Here is a 17,086-nt window from a genome sequence, read left to right as displayed (position 1 = left end):
ACTCAGAGTGGCAGAGGTGTCTGTAGAAATAGCCCCACCGCTGTTCTGGGTAATGTCTACTGCACTGGCGCCCCCGTAGACGGACAGGCCACCACCACTGTTAATGGTGGTGTTCGTTGCACTACCTTCGACATTCATTCTGCCGCTATTGTTAATAATGGTGTTCGTGGCCTGATGACCACTATAAACGCTCAGAGAACCACCGTTCTCCAGCAGCATATTGACGGCACTGCCACCGGCAATACTGAAGCTGCCGTTAATGTTGGTGCCACTCAGAGTGGCAGAGGTGTCTGTAGAAATAGCCCCACCGCTGTTCTGAGTAATGTCAACTGCACTGGCGCCCCCGGAGACGGACAGGCCACCACCACTGTTAATGGTGGTGTTCGTGGCACTACCGCCGACTTCGACAGCCATGCTGCCGCTATTGTTAATAATGGTGTTCGTAGCCTGATGACCACTATTAACACTCAGGTATCCACCATTCTCCAGCAGCATATTAACGGCACTGCCACCGGCAATGCTAAAGCTGCCATTAGTGTTGGTGCCACTCAGGGTGGCAGAAGTGTTTGTAGAAATAGCCCCGCCGCTGTTCTGAGTAATGTCAACTGCACTGGCGCCCCCGCCGACAGACAGCCCACCGCCACTGTTAATGGTGGTGCTTGTGGCCTGATGACCACTATTAACACTCAGGTATCCGCCATTCTCCAGCAACATATTACTGGCACTGCCACCGGCAATGCTAAAGCTGCCGTTAGTGTTGGTGCCACTCAGGGTGGCAGAAGTGTTTGTAGAAATAGCCCCGCCGCTGTTCTGGGTAATGTCAACTGCACTGGCGCCCCCGTAGACGGACAGGCCTCCACCACTGTTAATGGTGGTGTTCGTGGCACTACCGCCGACTTCGACAGCCATACTGCCTCTATTGTTAATAATAGTGTTTGTGGCACTAGCGCCGTCCCTGACACTCATACTGCCGTTATTGTTAATAATGGTGTTCGTAGCAGTGGCTCCGTCGTCGAGCCACTGCCTCCCGCCACCGTTAATGGTGGTATCCGTGACACTACCACCAGTGACACTCTGAATTCCGCCATTATTAATGGTTGTATTTGTGGCACTACCGCCATAAACAAATTGGGATCCACCGTTTATAGTGGTATTTGTGGCGCTGCCTCCACTGGAGACAGACTGGCCTCCATCATAGTTAATGGTGGTATCTGTCGCCGTATCACCGGCATTCAGCAACATGGTGAAGGGCGTTCCTTCGTCCCCCAGGATATTATTATTATAATCCACCGCCAGAGCAGGAGTTGATGGCAGAAGCAGGCCCGCAATCAGCCCCGCCAGTGCGGTACGCCTGATTTGCCGGGGGCGACGACCGCCTTTACGGGTCAGTTCTGAGGTAACGACCCACATCCCGGTGGATTCATTCCAGACAGTGTTATAAACCTTGTTCATTGTTCGTTCCTTTTGTAAGACAGGTTTTATCTCCCTGCTTCATCAGGGAGGCATGGAGTCTGCTGATAACGCCATTAACCTGTGTGCCTGTTATCAGTCGGGTGCATTCAAATTGCCGGTCCGTGTTTTTATGTCTCGGACACCACAGAAAATCTTTATGGTCAAAATTCAGTGAGGTATCGTCCCAGCATCCGTTACAACCATGGGAGTTGAACACCCGCCACGGGGTATAAAACTCACTGTTCGGCAGGCTGAAGCCACTTATCAGCACCACAGGAATACCGGTTGCCCATGCCAGCCATGACAGTCCACTGGCCAGGCCAATGAAGAAACTGGCATGACGCAGCAGATTAACCCGCTCCTGTAGCGAAAACCTGCCGGTAAAGTCTTCAGCTCCCCAGGGAATGTGATTCCAGACAAATCCCTGACCATAATGAGCATCCCGGTCAATACACAGCACCCGGTAGCCCAGCGATTTCAGGTGAGCAACGACCTCACTCCAGCCGGTGCCGTTATTCCAGTATTTTGCCTGGCAGGTGGATTGTGTGGCGATGCACACATAAGGCTCGCGGACAGTCCGGGGGGCGGACAGGTCAAGCCGGACAGGCGCTTCCCGTGGGTCAACGCCCAGAATGTAACCAGCTGAACGATGGAAACCGACCTGACGAAAATCCACCGGCTGGTTATTTGTGTCACCACCAAAATAGAGCCCCACACGGTATGTTGCATAAGGTTCAGTTGTGCGTGGTTTCTCCGGCGTGGAGAAACATATCTGCGGATATTGTGGTGCCAGCAGGTCAATGATGTCCTGCGCCATTGTGCACTCCAGCCGGCACTGATGCAGGGACTGAAACCGTTCGGCATAAGGGAACCAGCCCAGCAGGTCACCCAGAGTACCGGTGGGGAATGAAATCAGAACATCACGGTCCGTTAGGTTCAGCGTTTCATCCAGCAGGGGAGTATCTTCGCCCTGACGGAATACCTGAATACGGAAGCGCACAAAATATTTCTTGCTGCTGGTCACCCAGCCATTATTGATGTCACAGCAGAAAAGTATATTTCCGGAATCTGCATCCAGCAGGCGCACATGCCATTTACCTTCAGGAAGGAGCACCCGTGCTCCATCATTAAAGTCATACAGGATGTTGTCAGGGCCGTGCTGAGTGGGAATATCCGGAGGAGAAATAAAAAACGTTGCTAACGGCTTCTGCATACTTTTATCACCAGAATAATATTATTAAATGAAGTGTAGGATAATTATTCAAATGCGACCCGGTATTGTTATGCTCTTACAGTGCATTAAAAAACAGTTCCCGGTTCAACGGAAAAAACAGACAGCATGTCTGTCACAGAAACATGAACATTTTTCCGACTATATGCATCACAATCACATCATAAAAATTCCGGGCTCATAACCAGGACAACGCCGTTATCAGCTATTACACAGCCAGGAGACTGATTTCTGTACCGTACTGTTGCCAGTGTACGCGCCTGATACGGGCTGTAATTGACATTGCAATATCCCCTGCCAGCGCGAGGCCGCGGACTATATCAGAGCAGAATAAAAGAGAAAAACAGGAAGTCCAGAACAATCAGCCACAACAATAACAAAATTAGGTATAACAAACCAAATCATACACTCAAATCAAGAATCTTAAACAAAACCAGCAATAAAAAAGGAATAAATCTCTTTTTTATGATTTTTGTGTTTTATTTTTCTTTTTTTTGTGTTAACTGTTTTTTGTATAACGCTTATGAAAAAAACAAATAAATACACCTGACTGTCAGTTGCCTGTGTATTTCAGAAGAAATTATATTCCGGTAAAAAAAACAAGAGGCAACGAATCAGTAATTCATTGTCATTACGACGGGGCCGCCTGGAGTTCGGAAAAAATAAACCACGTTAAGACTACTTTTTAGCCAAACAGCGTTTGGGAATCGCCAGAATGGCGGGACAACAGCGGTTTTGGTGCACGAAACCGTACGTTTTCTTACGGTTGATGCTCAAACCCCATGTTCAAGTCAGAATAGTGGACAGGCGGCCAAGAACTTCGTTCATGATAGTTTCCGGAACCCGTTCGAGTCGTTTGCCACCCCGGGCTTTCATATCGATTGTCCGGGGTTGATCGCAACGTACAACACCAGTGGTATGTATGCCGGCACCATCCAGCGACACCGCAAAGCCGGCAGTGCGGGCAAAATTGCCTCCGCTGGTTACGGGTACAACAACAGGCAGGCGGGTCACACGATTAAAGGCGGCCGGTGTGACAATCAGCACCGGCCGCGTTCCTTGCTGCTCATGACCTGCGGTAGGATCAAGCGAAACAAGCCAGATTTCCCCTCTTTCCATGTCAGATTTCCTCCTGACCGGCTGTCGGCGCATCCAGCCACTCTCGTTCTTCTGCCGAGATATCAGCATTCGGATCACACTGTGCCAGTAGCTCAGCCAGTGAATATTGCGGACGTCTATGCGGCTCCACAATTAGCCGACCATTATCAATGATCATGCCGACTTCATTATCTGTACCCAGAGACAGAGCATTCAGCAGTGCCGGTGGAACGGTCAGCATTACTGAGCCGCCAACCTTCTTCAGTCGAGTGGTATGCATATTACGCCTCCATAAAAGTTATATTTAAATATAACATTCGCAATAAAAAATACCAGACTTTAACGCGGAATGTTTAATAAAAATATAACTTTCAGCCCAACAGTAAGCCCAGCACGGTTTATACACGATCATGCGTAATGACAAATGTATTGACACGTAGCGGATGCCGCGTCAGCGGCATGGAAGGCGGTACTCTGTTGTAGCATATGGCACAGGAGTAAAACCGCCGAAGCCCGGCATAAGCCGGTACAGATTGATAGATATCACCTATCCCATCCCTGTCCTGCTAAGCGGTACCTACTTTCAGCCATGATAGAGTTTTTGTGCGCGGTCGGAGTGGCTCCGACGAGGGTTTCCCGAAGTCGGGGCGTATCTCCGCGTTAGCGGGCCGTCAGGGCCGCTTACGAGCGTGTACTCAATACATCCAGCCGGAAGACTGACAGCGACGAGTATTCTTAGTTACAACATTCATAATTAAAATCGACTCTGTTCCGGCCCTTTGGGCCGGGGCGGGGCCGCTTTTCAGTTATGAGGGAGGGGCTTTGTGGTTTCAGTTCTGCGCGGGACCGGGGTTTTTCTGGTGGTTGTATTTGAGTGTTGTAACTAAAGCGGCTTGGCTTGGGGCCCGCCGCTTGCGGTGGGAGGTGCATATCTGTCTGTCCACAGGACAGGCAGTGAATATGTTTTCTTTTTAAATGAATGTAATAAAGTAGTTTAAAGGAGATATAAACAGGTGTTTAAAAGATACATTGCACCCTGTAAGGCTGGCGGCTGGCGCTTTATGACATGAACGGTTGTAACCTTATCGGGAAGTCCATTGCAGTTAAATGTGGATAAACAAAATTGCCCGTCTGTGAGACGTGTTTTGCATCAAAAACTGGGGGAACCGGATGCGCCTGAAGGGGGATGATGAGGTTGTTTTTTGTATGCGGAGCTGCTTTTTTGTGCACTGGCGGGCTTCAGACGTGCGGATGCCTCCGGCGCGGGCCGGATTATTCAGAGGAGGTCACTTTCAGGGGGAAGCAGTAGCCAGCCGGCTGTAATTACGGTTACGTGACAGAATCATGCGCTCCTTCACACGACGCTCCACTTCGCGTTTTACCGCCTCACGACTGGCAGTGAAGCGCCCTTTCGCGATTTCACGCGTCAGCTGCCGTTTCACCAGGGTGACGATATCCTGACGTTCCCTGTTCGCATCACGACGCGCACGGGCACGCTTTATTCCACGGGACTTAAGCTCTGTCTGGTAACTGCGGAAACGCTCACGCACAAAACGCCAGGCTTTCGCTATCAGTTCATCCATACCCAGGGTATCCAGCCCCTGCTTTTTGCGCTGTCTGTTTTCCCATTCCACACGACTGCGGCGTGCGGAAGCCACCGCCACCTCAGACACATCGAGGGCGGCAAACAGCGCCGGTGTGAACGTGATATCGGTCGGAATGTTGCAGCCAATAAGCGGGTCATATTCCGTCTGGTAGGTAATCAGCCCCAGCTCTGACAGGAATGTCAGGGCACGGGTGGCACGGGTGATGGAGAGTGTTCCGGTAGAAGACTCCGTCGCCAGTCCGCACTCAATAGCCAGTGTGGTGATGGAGCACTGGACGCGGTTGGCCAGCGGGTCATAGTGAAAACACAGCCCCTGCAGCAGCGCATCAATCGCCCGGCGACGCAGTACCGGTGGCATACGCCGGCGCAGGCCCTTCGAACGGGCATGTGCCACATGAATGGCGAAATCAAAACGGGAGGTGAAGCCCACCGCCTTTTCCATCAGCTTCTCGCAAAACGGAAGCGTCCCGGCACCTTCACGGGGTGTGAACACCGGATTCGGGTTCTTTACCTGACGGTAATACGTTTGTTGAAGATCAGTCACACCATCCTGCACTTACAATGCGCAGAAGGAGTGAGCACAGAAAGAAGTCTTGAACTTTTCCGGGCATATAACTATACTCCCCGCATAGCTGAATTGTTGGCTATACGGTTTTTAGATGGCCCCGGTAATCTTCTCAGTCGCCAAACTAGTCGAAGATTATCGGGGTTTTCACTTTTCTGGTTCCTGTACATCCACATCAGAACCAGTTCCCTGCCACCTTATGGCGTGGCCAGCCACAAAATTCCTTAAACGATCAGTAATCTATCACGCACATCAGAAACAGGCAAGAATGTGATGTCGCTACATTTTAGTTAGCTAAAAGCACTCTTCTGCTTTATCAGTTCGGCAATCATCTCAGCCTGAGTAACGCCCTCAGCTTCACACATCTCCTGCAATTGCGCTTTTAACGCAGCAGGAATGAATACTCTGAGTTCTTTATGTGTAGCTCGTTTTCTTGCCAGGGATGCCTGCTGACGTTCTGCAAGCGTCAGAGGATTACCTTTTCTGTATGCTCGCTTTGTACCTGATGAGGAAGTCACTGCATTTTCTGTCTGTGCCATCTCCCCTCCTCAATACTTAAACAGGGATCGTTTCGCAGAGGATACTACAGTTTTTTGAAATCAGCGACTTGAGAATTGTGACGACGATCTGTGTTGGCGCACAAATCAACGGGGATTACTGTCGTTTAGTGTGAATTTTGTCGCTAAATGGCTGAAAAACAGGAGATGCCTTAACCCGGGTGCCGACCCCGGGCGGGATCGGCTGTTTCTGGCATGTCGGGTGTCTGCCCCTGAAATACCTCACACGTCCGGAAAGCGGGGACTTCCGTCCCCGCCCGGCAGCTTACTTCCGTGCTTCGTAGGCCAGAGTTACCTGCACCACTGTATTAGTATTTCCCCCGTGAATATTCAACTCACATAACCGTTACCTGAATATCAGTGAAAAACACAACACCGTGGCGCACACGGCAGCAACCCCATAAGGGCATATTTCGTCATAAACCTTGACCTCTCTGCAAGGAAGAAGAATAGTGTGCTGAACCAGTTAAATGATTTTATATAAAATAACTATGTCTTATATATTCGATTTACCATGAGTTGATATGACAACAGAACAGCTCATGAAGTACATAAGCTGCTGGCTCTCAAGCCAGCAGCCTTATCTGCATACCAGTTACCTGAGCGCAGATAAACAAAATCTGTACTCAGCTTTTCCAGAACCCTCCCGTTTTCTTAAAATAAACGCTCGGTTCTCAATGTACAATTTGAGCTAATCAGAAATACTTACAGACTCTACTGTATAATTAATTTATTGGCTTTTTCTGAAATAAATATCATGTCAGAAGTGGCACGTCCTCCCGTTGTCTCTCCTCCAATGAGTAACATACCATCTTTCCATGGCAGCGAAACACCATATGCAAGCCCTTCAGGCAAAACTCCAGCTTTAGTCCATTTAGCATTCTTAAGAACATAAACATCTTTAGAATAGTGTTTTTCCAGACCTGCATGGGACCAGTTTTTACCTTTTGCGTAATTACTGGCAGCCCCCGGAAAGTTTGCTCCTCCAGCCAGTAATACCTGCCCATGAACTAATGAGGCATAGGCGCCTGATACACCATCAGGAGAGGCAACGGGTGGGAGCCGGATCCACTTAATACCCTCATTTTGTAATGTTCCGGACCATACTGCTGTTGTTCTGAGACCCGGTTTCCGTTCTCCACCAATAAGCCAGATAGTGTTACCATCCACAATAGCAGAAGAACCTGCCGTTCCGGTAAAAGGTACTTCCCCCATATTTTTCCATTGTCCAGTTTCTGGATCCCAGGTAATCAGTTGTTTATTCAGAAAATAATCACTTACAGGTTTACTGAAATAGTGATAATTTATTTTATTTTTTTGAAAAGCATTATCGCCAGCTTTGCTTATATCAGAAAAATAGCCATTAAAGATATTTTTGTTAACCCCTCCTGTCGATATTATCTGCCCTTTCCAGGAAAAACTGACATGACCAGCAAGGCTGATCGGTGGACGGGTTCCCATATTTTTCCATTCATTTTTTAATGGATCATAGGAATAAACATCATCCTGTAGCTGTACGACGCCAGATTTATCTTTTCCTGTACCACCCAAGACATAAATTTTACCATTGACTACCGTAGCAGTTGCCTGCTCCCGGGGAACATCCGGCCAGGCAGCAATTTCTGTCCATTTCGGAGTCGCGTCCCCCAAATTTATGCTGTACCAGTGGTTCCCCATACTTCCGAGACCAATATAAACAGTATCGTTTAAAATCACTCCTGTTCCATATTTAAACGACTCAGGAAGTTTCGGCAGCACTGAGGCATGACTGGCTGATACCAGTAACATCGCGGTTATGGCAGCTGTCAGCAGTTTAACTTTCATATGTTCACCTCAGAAATTAACGAGTAAGCCAACACGGTAGCTGTTTTCAGCAATATTATCTCTTCCTTTATATACTCCCTGTTTATCGAGATAATCATATTCAACATAAGGGGTAAAGGTCGGTGACAGTTTATATTGCAGCACAAAGGCATTTTCTGTTGCAGCTCTTTTATGATTACCGTACCTGAAATTATTAACCTTCGTATATACAGTCGTCTGCCATGCAAAAAGCCAGTCATCATTTATACGATAAGTTAAATAACCATCTATCTGATGCTGATTATTTCTGGCACGATTTCCGTCAAGGTCCGTCTGACGAAAGGCCTTCCAGTCATAACGATAGCGTAATGCCAGATTTAGATCAGGACTCACCTGATAAGAAAGTTTCAGATAAGGATTATACTGGCTTCCTGCAGACATCCATTGCGTCTGAATACCAGGAATAAGCGCCCATTTGTCATCCAGTTTATATGTGCGGTTTACATCTATTTTATTGTAATTAAGAGCAAGAAATTCATTACTATTCTCATGAATTGTGTTCCAGCTGTTTGATTCAAAACTTGCCCACCATCCGTTATTCCAGCCCTGGCTGACCTGTATCAGTGTTTCATAAGCATGACTGGCACTTCGGTAGCCTCCCCTGAGATTAAGAGTAAGAGCCTGAGAACACAACGGTAATCCCAGAAGCAAAACAGCAATTAGAGAACCTGACTTCTTCATAAATATATCCTGTACGATTGGTTTATTTAAAATACCAGGAACTGCAACCACTATTAACAGTGAAAAGAATGAGACGCTAACCAGTTTAAAAAAAGAACCGTCCAGCTTTTTACTGGCAACCCTGTTGTATCTGATATTCCAAATCCGTGTCCTCCTTTCTCAAAAAAATGAACATCAACAGAGCTTTTTATTTTGAGTAACGCATTAGTCAGCCTTAATGAATGTTCAACAGAAACATCATTATCATCCGTTGAATGAACAATAAACACCGGAGGCATCTCTCCGGGTATATTTAACTCAACACTGTAAATGTTTTCATTGCTTTCATCGATTATCAGTCTTCTTCTGCAACCTGTGTGCGCGATATTTTTCTTCATAGAGACTACAGGATACAGAAGAGCCAGATAATCCGGACGAATACAATCATTGCAAGAATAGTTATTGCTAACAAGCCATGAAGCTACATGTCCGCCAGCAGAAAAACCAATAACGCCCAGGCTCTTAAGCTGTATAGCATTACGAACAGACCATTCTTTTATAAATTTAAGTGCACTGTTAGCATCATTCAGAACATAATATCCACCATTAATCGATTCTGGCAGCCTGTAAGAAAGAATAAATGTAGTATATCCTGCTGATGCTAAAAATTTTGCTACAGATATCCCTTCCCGGCCATAAACAATTCTTCTATATCCACCACCTGGAATAATAAGAATGCAAGAGCCACTTATCTGTTCTGAAGAGACGACTGTAATTATCGGTTTTTTAATATCCGACATAATACCTTCTTCAGATAAATACCGGTTATCTAGTTTGATCTCCTCACCACTGAGAATATCATAACTTACATACCTGTATGTATATTCTTGTTCCATATAACTAAACCTGTATTATTCTGAATGATGTCTTTTAGCACCTAAAAAAGGTTTACCGTCCACTGTATCAAACTCAAGTGCTTCTGCAGGGTTAATCCAGCGTTGAACACGGGATGGCATATCAAAACCAATAAGAATCAGAACAACAAATGTCAGGACAAATGCCAGCGAACACATTGCTGTTCCCAGGCTAAAATGAGAAGCGACAACCGCGCCCAGCACTGGCGCACAGGCCCCACCCAGTGAACCAACATTATAAATAAAGCCCAGGGCAGCAGCCCGTTGCTCAACTTCAAAATACCCGCTGATAATTTTTGGCACCAGTGCACCAATTCCCTGACCAAAAACCTGCTGAGTAAATATCAGTAATCCGAGCAACCAGACATGTTCTCTGTCAACCATAAAAACAGGAATAATGACGAGCTGACCAATCAACAGTGATATAACATACGCTTTACGAGTACCAAGCCAGTCCCCCATAAAGCCGCCGATGCAACTGCCTACTGCAGAGCCAAAACCTGCCAGCATGAAAATATTTGCAACGACTTCTGGTGAGTACGACATATCTTCTTTCAACCATGTCGGCAGAAACGCCTGAAGTGGCCATCCATACAGAAAACAAAACATAACAACCAGCATAAGCATAATACCGGTTGGCCACCGCTTACCCATTCCCTGATAAATGAAGCTAATGAACACGCCAGCACAGCACAAAGCCATTATTGTTATCAGAACAGCATTAGCCGTGACTCCTGAAAAGCAAATATAGAGGCAGGCAAATGCAACACATGAAAGAAAGATATTTTTATATTTATTTTTTTCTTTATAAAGAATATCAACCATCGTTCTGACGGGGCGATTTTCCTCCTGGCGTTTTTTCCAGTCGTCGGATTCCGGGAGATTTTTACGCAAGTAAAAAGCAAAAATAATAGGCAAAATACCTACAAAAAATAACGCTCTCCATCCCCATAATGGAACCACTAAGCTGTATACCTGAGCAGCCAATCCCCCACCCACGGAAAAACCAGAAATCAAAAAACCAGATGCCTTATTACGAAGTTTTACCGGCCAGCTTTCGATGACATAAGTCACACTTGACCCATATTCTCCAGCCATTCCAAGCCCGATAACTATGCGAGCAATAAACATTACTGCATATCCGGGAGCCAGACCACAAGCCAGAGTGCCAAGCGAAAATAAAATGATACTTAATACCATGGCCATCCGACGCCCCATCTTGTCAGACATGGCACCAATAAAAAGCCCTCCAAACCATCGCGATATAAATGCAGCAGATATAAGGCTGGCGGCTTCTATGGTGGATAGTCCAAATTCATGCCTGACTTCCGTAAGAACAAGGGATATAAGAACAAAGTCAAAACCATCAAGTAAATACCCAATCCATGCAGCTGAAAATATTTTCCACTGCTTCGGTGATAAGTGTTTGTACCACACCTGCTTATTCTGAATACAAGTATCCATAATTAACCTCGGGATTATTAATTATTTTTTATAAAATTAATGACTGTTTGAAGTTATTTTCCTATGTCATTTATTTTATTCTCTCCTCAGCCAACATCGTTGCCCCCAACATTCCCGAATTATGGCGATATACAGCGGGAGCTACCGGGACATAGTAAACCTCAGGGTACTGAGATAGATGTGCTGAAACTGATGAAATATAGCCATGTGCAAGTCCGACACTGCCACCAATAACAACAAGCTGACAATCAGTGATCATCTTAAGATCGGCTATCAACCCGGCTATTGCCTGTGTGGATCTTTCCTTCAGTTTTAATGCCTCAGGCTCCCCCTTAGCCGCACGTAAAAAAATATCTTTCGTACTGTGGCCTGCCAGTTCTTTCTGAGCAGAATTCATTATTGCCGTTCCGGATGCGACAGCTTCAACACACCCCCTACGACCGCATCCGCATAAAGGACCATTTATATCTGAAATAAGATGCCCTATATGGCCAGCAAGGCCAGTTTCACTTGACAGTAATTTTCTGTCATGAATAATTCCTCCACCAACACCTGTTGAGACAGTGATATAAACCATGCTTTTTATTTTTTCATGAACAACACTGTATTCAGCCCATGTAGCCGCCTGTGCATCATTAATAACTACACCGGGTAGTCCTGTAAGATCATTTAGATATTTCTCCAGTGGATAGAGTGCTAACCCTCCAAGATTAGATGGATTCAGTGCTGTCAAAAAACCATGCTCAATGATCCCTGTCGAAGCAACGGCGTATCGGCTGGCGAAAGGGATTAAAGGTGCAAGCAACTGACTTAACGCAATGTTCAGGTCATGTATACTTTTGCTGTGCGGCGTAGGGAGCTGCCGTATCATCGTCAGTTTTCTGTCCTGACCAATAATTGCCGCTGAAATCTTTGTACCACCTATATCTATTGCTAAAGTAGCCATAAAGTCACCCGTCAGAGTTATTATCCGGATGAAGCCACTGTTATTCATCCGGAATTATCCTAACAATTATCTTTTTCGGCCATTAGCTTTTGTGCCAATTGCTGTAATTCAGGAAGGTATTTTTTATTTACAGGAAAAAATGGCTTCCGGCATGCAGGATTGTTTATGACATTCATAAAATGAAGTAACGATTTAATTCCTGCCAGCACACCTGTTTTTATTAAAGTATCAATAACCTTATTGCATTCTGCCTGAATCTGTCTGGCTGTTTGTATATCACCTTTTTCAATAGCTGAAAGTATATTCTTATAACGCCACCCCATGATATTATATGTGCTTCCAATGCCTCCATCAGCTCCAGCAATCACCCCAGAAGCAAAAATTTCATCATAACCATTGTACAAAATCAGTTCCGGATGCTGCCTTCTGATTTGCTCCATCTGAAATAAATCACCCGATGTTTGTTTCAGAGCCTGAACACCTGGCAACCTTACTAGTGTATTAATCTGGTCCAGTGATAACTTAACTCCACTTAAAGCCGGAATATTATATACCACCATCGGAAGACCATCAGCCTCATTAATAATGGCCTGATAATGAGCACAATGTTCTTCAAATGAGAAAGGGTAATAAAAGGGGGTAACTGCTGAAATAGCGTCAAAACCATATTTTACAGCGGCTCTTGCCAGCAACTGGCTATCACGTGTACTGATGGCTCCAACATGTGCAATCAGGGTAAGTTTTCCGCCAGCCTCTTCAGCCACTGTTTCAAGAACTTTCTCTCTTTCAGTGACATCCTGAAGAAAAGCTTCCCCAGTCGAACCACCGACATAGATACCATGCATGCCTTGCTCAATATTAAAGCGGACAAGTTTTTTCAGACTTTCAGTATCAATCTGCTGCGCATTATTAAATGGAGTAGGTAATGCAGAGATGATCCCTTTTAATCCCGAAGACAACATAAAACCTCACAATGATATTATTCGATATGATGGGATACCTAGTACACCAACGAGGGCAAAATTCGTCCATAAAATCCTGGGCATTATGTGATCATTTTCACGAATAATTTTTCACCACCTCAATAAACATTTTTATTTCAATATGTTATCATTTGCTTTCATTAATCTGACTATCACGTTTGCAAAACCTCCAGCCACCACACCTCGTCGAGCCTGGCTACTAAAATGAGAACTTCTTAGTGGTGTCGTCCAGTTTGATTCCGTTCTCCATCCAGAGCCCAAATATCCATACTCGGAATTATCCCGGTCTTCCTCCGGTTCATTAGTTAATCCTCTCTCTTGCTCGTCCTGAAATTTAATAAAGTACACATACCTTTCTAATTGATTCCTGTAATTTCCGTATATACAGGCATAAGATTCCGGATATTCTGTTTTCCAGTACCATGTGGTATCGCCACATAACCACGGCACGGTATAACTATTACCCGAGTTACAGCGTTCCGAATAATCTTGTAACTCGCCCCTGAAAGCATCCACCATATCGTTAAACAAGCGGGGCTGTTCCTGATAATGTTCTGACATAAGATCAAATTCCCCCTGCATCCAGCAAACAGCCAGAAGTCTGTTACGGGGATTAAAATCAAGAGCCGCTTTCGTTCTGCTGACTAAATCAAAGTACAGAGGCATATTAATCCCCCAGCGCATGGAGTCACCGCTTGCTCCTGAGCATAGGCTGAATGAGCCTGTATTTCCTGACGTGAACGCAGCTCCGCCACGACTGCAGGGAACTAAAAGAATACCCACATTATCAGGAAGATAAGGCAACATCTTTTTAGCAATATGCAAACCCTGACCTACACACCCATATTGTCCTTTCTCCAGTATTGCCCGGGGATGATTAAAAATACTCATGTCCTGCACATCATGCAGACAATGATCCGCAGGGATTATTTCGTTATAGCTACAACTCCTTCCGCCTGGCGTGACTGATGCTCTGCGCGCTAACTGCCTGATTCTGGGGTCTGGACGATCCAGTGAATCAGGAAGAGGTAATCCTTCCCCGTAAGCCATTGCATTGGACTGGCCGGCCAGAGGAAGTACATACCAGAAATCAACCTCTCTTTCTTCCGGAAGAGAGCATTCTTCATAATTATTTTTATTATCAATATGATACATATAAGAACAGGATGTTTTTTCTTGAGAAATTCTTTTTTTCATTGCTTTAATATCTCTTGTATATATGGCAAGATCTGAAAACGTTGTTCCAATCCATCAGCAGATATCCGTATGATTAATAATGAGAAAAAAACAGTAAGTGGACTGACAGCTAAAAGAAAACCTGTTGTGACAAAAAAACTTTCTGAAATCGTAGCTGAAGAACTCGAAGGAATGATTCGTCGCGAAGAAATTAAAGAAGGTGAATACCTACCTTCAGAAAGAGAGATGATGGAATTCTTCGGTGTAGGACGTCCTTCAGTGAGGGAAGCTCTCAGCACACTAAGACACAAGGGATTAATAAAATATAACAAAGGAGAGAAGGCCAGCGTATCCCGCCCATCGGCAGAAACTATTATTAACGGTTTATCCGGTATTGTTAAAGATTTCCTGGCTACAGAAGATGGCGTGACTGAATTTGAGAGGTTACGCATTTTCTTTGAAACCAACCTTGTTCGTTATGCCGCAAAAAAAGCCTCTGAAGAGGATATCAACAGACTTAAAAATATTCTTGCTGTGCACCACAACTGTCTGAAAACAACCGAATGCTATTCTCATTATGACATTGAATTTCATCGTATTCTGGCAGAAATTCCAGGAAACAAAATTTTGCAGACAATACACACTGCATTTTCTGAATGGTTAATCATGGCAAAACCTTTGGAGAAGAACAATATGACATATACACAAAATAAAAATACACATTTACAACACATTGAAATACTCCAAGCAATAATAGAACATGATGCCGATAAAGCAGAATTATTGATGGAAATTCATCTTCAGCGCCGCCTTAGTTAAGGTGTGGATATGGTAAATTTATATTAACTGGGATTTTAACCATGCGACAAACAACTCAGGCCATATATGAACAGGCAATTCTCGAGCCCATTGAACACCGAACCCATGCCCTCCTGACTGAAATAAATGCATCTCGACCGGAACATTATGTTTCAATAACGCCTGGTACATTTTGAGGCTGTTATTAACCGGAACAAGCGGATCATCGCAACAATGAAGAAGAAACACCGGAGGAAATGTACTGGTCACGCAGTTTTCAATGCTGTGTTGCATCACTGTACTGTCTGAAGCCTCCAGACCCAGCAGTCTCTCTTTTGAGCCCTGATGGGTTATTTCATCACTCATTGATATAACCGGGTAGATAAGTCCAGCAAAGTCTGGACATTCACTTTGCCCGTGCCGGTCAAGACAGGATATAAGGCTGGCAGCAATATGCCCCCCAGCTGAAAACCCCAGTACACCAATTCTGTTTTTTTGCAGCGCCCATTGTTCCGCATTTCTTTTGATAAGAGACAATGCCTGTACTGCATCATTAAGGGCTCTGTTTTTCCCTTCTTCGGTTTCAGAAGAAGGAAGACGATAAGTCAGAACAAAGAGAGTATACCCTTCAGACAAAAAGAATGGTGCTAATGCTGTTCCCTCCTTGTCAAACATGACAGCCTGATACCCCCCCCCGGGGATGACAAGTATACCTGTGCCATTACTTTTTTCGGGCTTAAAAACAGTCAACAGAGGGGACCTTACATCTGTAACGACACGGTTCAAATGATATTCACCCGGATGTTCAGGATCATCATAAACTTTTCCGTAAAAATCATCCTCAAAAATTTCCTTACCCCTTAAATCAATATGGCGGGATAGTTGTGATAAATGGTGCATATTCTCATCAAGAACAGATTTCATATAATCCCTCTTCTACATTGGAGTACCAAGTATACCATTAAGGAGTAAACAAAATATCTGCCTGTATCACAAAAGCCAGGGACAAGTTCAGCCTGTTGCTACGGCACTGTATCGTCAGTGAAGAGCTATAGGGATATCAAAACCTGAGTAGCGCGATGATAGAACTACAACATCAACGACTGATGACTCTCGCCGAACAGTTACAACTGAAGAGCCATATAAGCGCAGTGCCTGCGCTGTCACAATAGGCAGTAGCCCATGAATGGAGGTAACCAACTCATATTATTCTCCATAACAAATCAATGGCCTCCGTATTTCAGGCATCCTGAATATTGCAGCCCACATTGAATAACACCTTGTTTTGTGAAATTAATCACAAAATATAAAATCGCGACTTAATACGGAAAAAACTCTGTGCTACTCAGAAGCATCCGGTCATCCTGCCCGACCGGATAGTCAGAAAATCAATATTTATGAACTCCTTTCAGCCTCCTGCACCTGGTCGCAGGAGGCTGCTTTTTCGTTCCCCCTGCTCCAGCAGCGACAGTGTTCAGCCCTTTGCCGGGCAAACTGCTGCCAGTCTGTCCGGGGAGCTATACAGGCAGCCCGTCGCCATGCTTCAGCAGCTTCCATCCAGCGTCCCCTGACTTCCAGAGTTACAGCCCAGCCTCCGGCACGCCGCCAGCGCCAGACCTGACCGTTTCGTGAACGGTTTCTGAATCCATTCATCTTTATCACTCCCCCTTTAACCCGTCAGTATTATGGTGTTAAATAATTCAGGGACTGACTTCCTTTCGGGTATGGAAGTTATTTCCTTTTAAGCCTTATTGTTTCAGCCTCCTCACTCTT

At 45.3% G+C, this 17,086-nt stretch carries 18 protein-coding genes and 1 pseudogene; 3 read left to right on the top strand and 16 right to left on the bottom strand.

The genetic code is table 11. The features are described from left to right. The 6 genes from A7Z29_RS20075 to tap all read right to left on the bottom strand — a co-directional run. Positions 1 to 1,452 (bottom strand): AIDA repeat-containing protein (locus A7Z29_RS20075; RefSeq protein ID WP_198599427.1); only part of this gene is annotated, 1,452 nt, incomplete at its 3' end. Next, positions 1,436 to 2,665 (bottom strand): autotransporter strand-loop-strand O-heptosyltransferase, encoded by a 1,230-nt coding sequence (locus A7Z29_RS20070; protein WP_105290715.1) that lies wholly within the window; start codon positions 2,663 to 2,665, stop codon positions 1,436 to 1,438. The genes A7Z29_RS20070 and A7Z29_RS20075, both read right to left, overlap by 17 nt. Positions 2,666 to 3,469: 804 nt before the next feature. Next, the gene (gene pemK-mt, locus A7Z29_RS20060; RefSeq protein ID WP_073535336.1) at positions 3,470 to 3,802 is read right to left on the bottom strand and encodes a type II toxin-antitoxin system toxin endoribonuclease PemK-mt; all 333 of its coding nucleotides are present in this window, start codon (positions 3,800 to 3,802) and stop codon (positions 3,470 to 3,472) included. 1 nt (position 3,803) lies between these two features. After that, a complete protein-coding gene (locus A7Z29_RS23310) occupies positions 3,804 to 4,061 on the bottom strand; it encodes a type II toxin-antitoxin system antitoxin PemI (RefSeq protein WP_073535337.1) in 258 nt (85 codons plus the stop codon). Positions 4,062 to 5,073: 1,012 nt separating this feature from the next. After that, on the bottom strand, positions 5,074 to 5,931 hold the full coding sequence (gene repA, locus A7Z29_RS20050) for an incFII family plasmid replication initiator RepA (protein WP_123058429.1): 858 nt from the start codon (positions 5,929 to 5,931) through the stop codon (positions 5,074 to 5,076). Further along, entirely contained in the window at positions 5,924 to 5,998 is a 75-nt protein-coding gene (gene tap / locus A7Z29_RS20045; protein ID WP_001365705.1) for a RepA leader peptide Tap, read from the bottom strand. The genes repA and tap overlap by 8 nt, the downstream gene beginning before the upstream one ends. An 88-nt stretch (positions 5,999 to 6,086) precedes the next feature. On the opposite strand from tap, the gene A7Z29_RS23945 reads away from it, so the two are divergent. Then, positions 6,087 to 6,191, top strand: coding sequence for a replication protein RepA (locus A7Z29_RS23945; RefSeq protein WP_105290721.1), 105 nt, complete (start codon positions 6,087 to 6,089; stop codon positions 6,189 to 6,191). 51 nt (positions 6,192 to 6,242) lie between these two features. Here the strand turns inward: A7Z29_RS23945 and A7Z29_RS20035 are convergent, their stop codons facing one another. The 8 genes from A7Z29_RS20035 to A7Z29_RS19995 form a co-directional block, all read right to left on the bottom strand. Continuing rightward, a complete protein-coding gene (locus A7Z29_RS20035; RefSeq protein WP_034173828.1) occupies positions 6,243 to 6,491 on the bottom strand; it encodes a replication regulatory protein RepA in 249 nt (82 codons plus the stop codon). A gap of 732 nt (positions 6,492 to 7,223) precedes the next feature. Continuing rightward, positions 7,224 to 8,318 (bottom strand): N-acetylneuraminate epimerase, encoded by a 1,095-nt coding sequence (locus tag A7Z29_RS20025; protein ID WP_353620299.1) that lies wholly within the window; start codon positions 8,316 to 8,318, stop codon positions 7,224 to 7,226. A gap of 24 nt (positions 8,319 to 8,342) precedes the next feature. Continuing rightward, the gene (locus A7Z29_RS20020; RefSeq protein WP_032237609.1) at positions 8,343 to 9,053 is read right to left on the bottom strand and encodes an oligogalacturonate-specific porin KdgM family protein; all 711 of its coding nucleotides are present in this window, start codon (positions 9,051 to 9,053) and stop codon (positions 8,343 to 8,345) included. A 53-nt stretch (positions 9,054 to 9,106) separates the two neighbouring features. Then, positions 9,107 to 9,928 carry an alpha/beta hydrolase gene (locus tag A7Z29_RS20015; protein WP_105290711.1) on the bottom strand — a complete coding sequence of 274 codons (822 nt, stop codon included), beginning with the start codon at positions 9,926 to 9,928 and terminating at the stop codon, positions 9,107 to 9,109. A 15-nt stretch (positions 9,929 to 9,943) separates the two neighbouring features. Then, positions 9,944 to 11,410, bottom strand: a complete 1,467-nt coding sequence (locus A7Z29_RS20010) for an MFS transporter (RefSeq protein ID WP_105290710.1) — start codon at positions 11,408 to 11,410, stop codon at positions 9,944 to 9,946. Between the two features lie 70 nt (positions 11,411 to 11,480). After that, the gene (locus tag A7Z29_RS20005; RefSeq protein ID WP_105290720.1) at positions 11,481 to 12,356 is read right to left on the bottom strand and encodes an N-acetylmannosamine kinase; all 876 of its coding nucleotides are present in this window, start codon (positions 12,354 to 12,356) and stop codon (positions 11,481 to 11,483) included. Positions 12,357 to 12,415: 59 nt separating this feature from the next. After that, complete coding sequence (gene nanA, locus A7Z29_RS20000; RefSeq protein WP_459251566.1) at positions 12,416 to 13,318, bottom strand: N-acetylneuraminate lyase; 903 nt, start codon at positions 13,316 to 13,318, stop codon at positions 12,416 to 12,418. 132 nt (positions 13,319 to 13,450) lie between these two features. Further along, entirely contained in the window at positions 13,451 to 14,536 is a 1,086-nt protein-coding gene (locus A7Z29_RS19995) for a sialate O-acetylesterase (protein WP_105290709.1), read from the bottom strand. Between the two features lie 69 nt (positions 14,537 to 14,605). Here A7Z29_RS19995 and nanR point away from each other — a divergent pair, with 69 nt between their 5' ends. Continuing rightward, positions 14,606 to 15,334, top strand: coding sequence for a transcriptional regulator NanR (nanR, locus tag A7Z29_RS19990; protein WP_105290708.1), 729 nt, complete (start codon positions 14,606 to 14,608; stop codon positions 15,332 to 15,334). An 18-nt stretch (positions 15,335 to 15,352) separates the two neighbouring features. Here the strand turns inward: nanR and A7Z29_RS19985 are convergent, their stop codons facing one another. Then, complete coding sequence (locus A7Z29_RS19985) at positions 15,353 to 16,237, bottom strand: alpha/beta hydrolase (RefSeq protein WP_088294244.1); 885 nt, start codon at positions 16,235 to 16,237, stop codon at positions 15,353 to 15,355. Between the two features lie 155 nt (positions 16,238 to 16,392). On the opposite strand from A7Z29_RS19985, the pseudogene A7Z29_RS19980 reads away from it, so the two are divergent. After that, positions 16,393 to 16,482 (top strand): annotated as a pseudogene (locus A7Z29_RS19980) (IS21-like element ISSen3 family helper ATPase IstB); the annotation flags it as partial. Positions 16,483 to 16,708: 226 nt separating this feature from the next. Here the strand turns inward: A7Z29_RS19980 and A7Z29_RS19975 are convergent. After that, on the bottom strand, positions 16,709 to 16,966 hold the full coding sequence (locus A7Z29_RS19975; protein ID WP_105290707.1) for a hypothetical protein: 258 nt from the start codon (positions 16,964 to 16,966) through the stop codon (positions 16,709 to 16,711). Positions 16,967 to 17,086: the final 120 nt, after the last annotated feature.

The organism is Escherichia sp. MOD1-EC6842 (genome assembly GCF_002965705.1).
GTDB classification, from domain to species: domain Bacteria; phylum Pseudomonadota; class Gammaproteobacteria; order Enterobacterales; family Enterobacteriaceae; genus Escherichia; species Escherichia ruysiae.
Note: the sequence above shows the minus strand (reverse complement) of the source record. Positions and strands in the feature narration are given on the sequence as shown.

What these genes read in the sequence shown, in the direction of transcription:
- A7Z29_RS20070 (WP_105290715.1), bottom strand. Translation starts at nt 2,665, where the DNA reads ATGCAGAAGCCGTTAGCAACGTTTTTTATTTCTCCTCCGGATATTCCC.
- pemK-mt (WP_073535336.1), bottom strand. Translation starts at nt 3,802, where the DNA reads ATGGAAAGAGGGGAAATCTGGCTTGTTTCGCTTGATCCTACCGCAGGT.
- A7Z29_RS23310 (WP_073535337.1), bottom strand. Translation starts at nt 4,061, where the DNA reads ATGCATACCACTCGACTGAAGAAGGTTGGCGGCTCAGTAATGCTGACC.
- A7Z29_RS20035 (WP_034173828.1), bottom strand. Translation starts at nt 6,491, where the DNA reads ATGGCACAGACAGAAAATGCAGTGACTTCCTCATCAGGTACAAAGCGA.
- A7Z29_RS20020 (WP_032237609.1), bottom strand. Translation starts at nt 9,053, where the DNA reads ATGAAGAAGTCAGGTTCTCTAATTGCTGTTTTGCTTCTGGGATTACCG.
- A7Z29_RS20015 (WP_105290711.1), bottom strand. Translation starts at nt 9,928, where the DNA reads ATGGAACAAGAATATACATACAGGTATGTAAGTTATGATATTCTCAGT.
- A7Z29_RS20010 (WP_105290710.1), bottom strand. Translation starts at nt 11,410, where the DNA reads ATGGATACTTGTATTCAGAATAAGCAGGTGTGGTACAAACACTTATCA.
- A7Z29_RS20005 (WP_105290720.1), bottom strand. Translation starts at nt 12,356, where the DNA reads ATGGCTACTTTAGCAATAGATATAGGTGGTACAAAGATTTCAGCGGCA.
- nanA (WP_459251566.1), bottom strand. Translation starts at nt 13,318, where the DNA reads ATGTTGTCTTCGGGATTAAAAGGGATCATCTCTGCATTACCTACTCCA.
- A7Z29_RS19995 (WP_105290709.1), bottom strand. Translation starts at nt 14,536, where the DNA reads ATGAAAAAAAGAATTTCTCAAGAAAAAACATCCTGTTCTTATATGTAT.
- nanR (WP_105290708.1), top strand. Translation starts at nt 14,606, where the DNA reads ATGATTAATAATGAGAAAAAAACAGTAAGTGGACTGACAGCTAAAAGA.
- A7Z29_RS19985 (WP_088294244.1), bottom strand. Translation starts at nt 16,237, where the DNA reads ATGAAATCTGTTCTTGATGAGAATATGCACCATTTATCACAACTATCC.
- A7Z29_RS19975 (WP_105290707.1), bottom strand. Translation starts at nt 16,966, where the DNA reads ATGAATGGATTCAGAAACCGTTCACGAAACGGTCAGGTCTGGCGCTGG.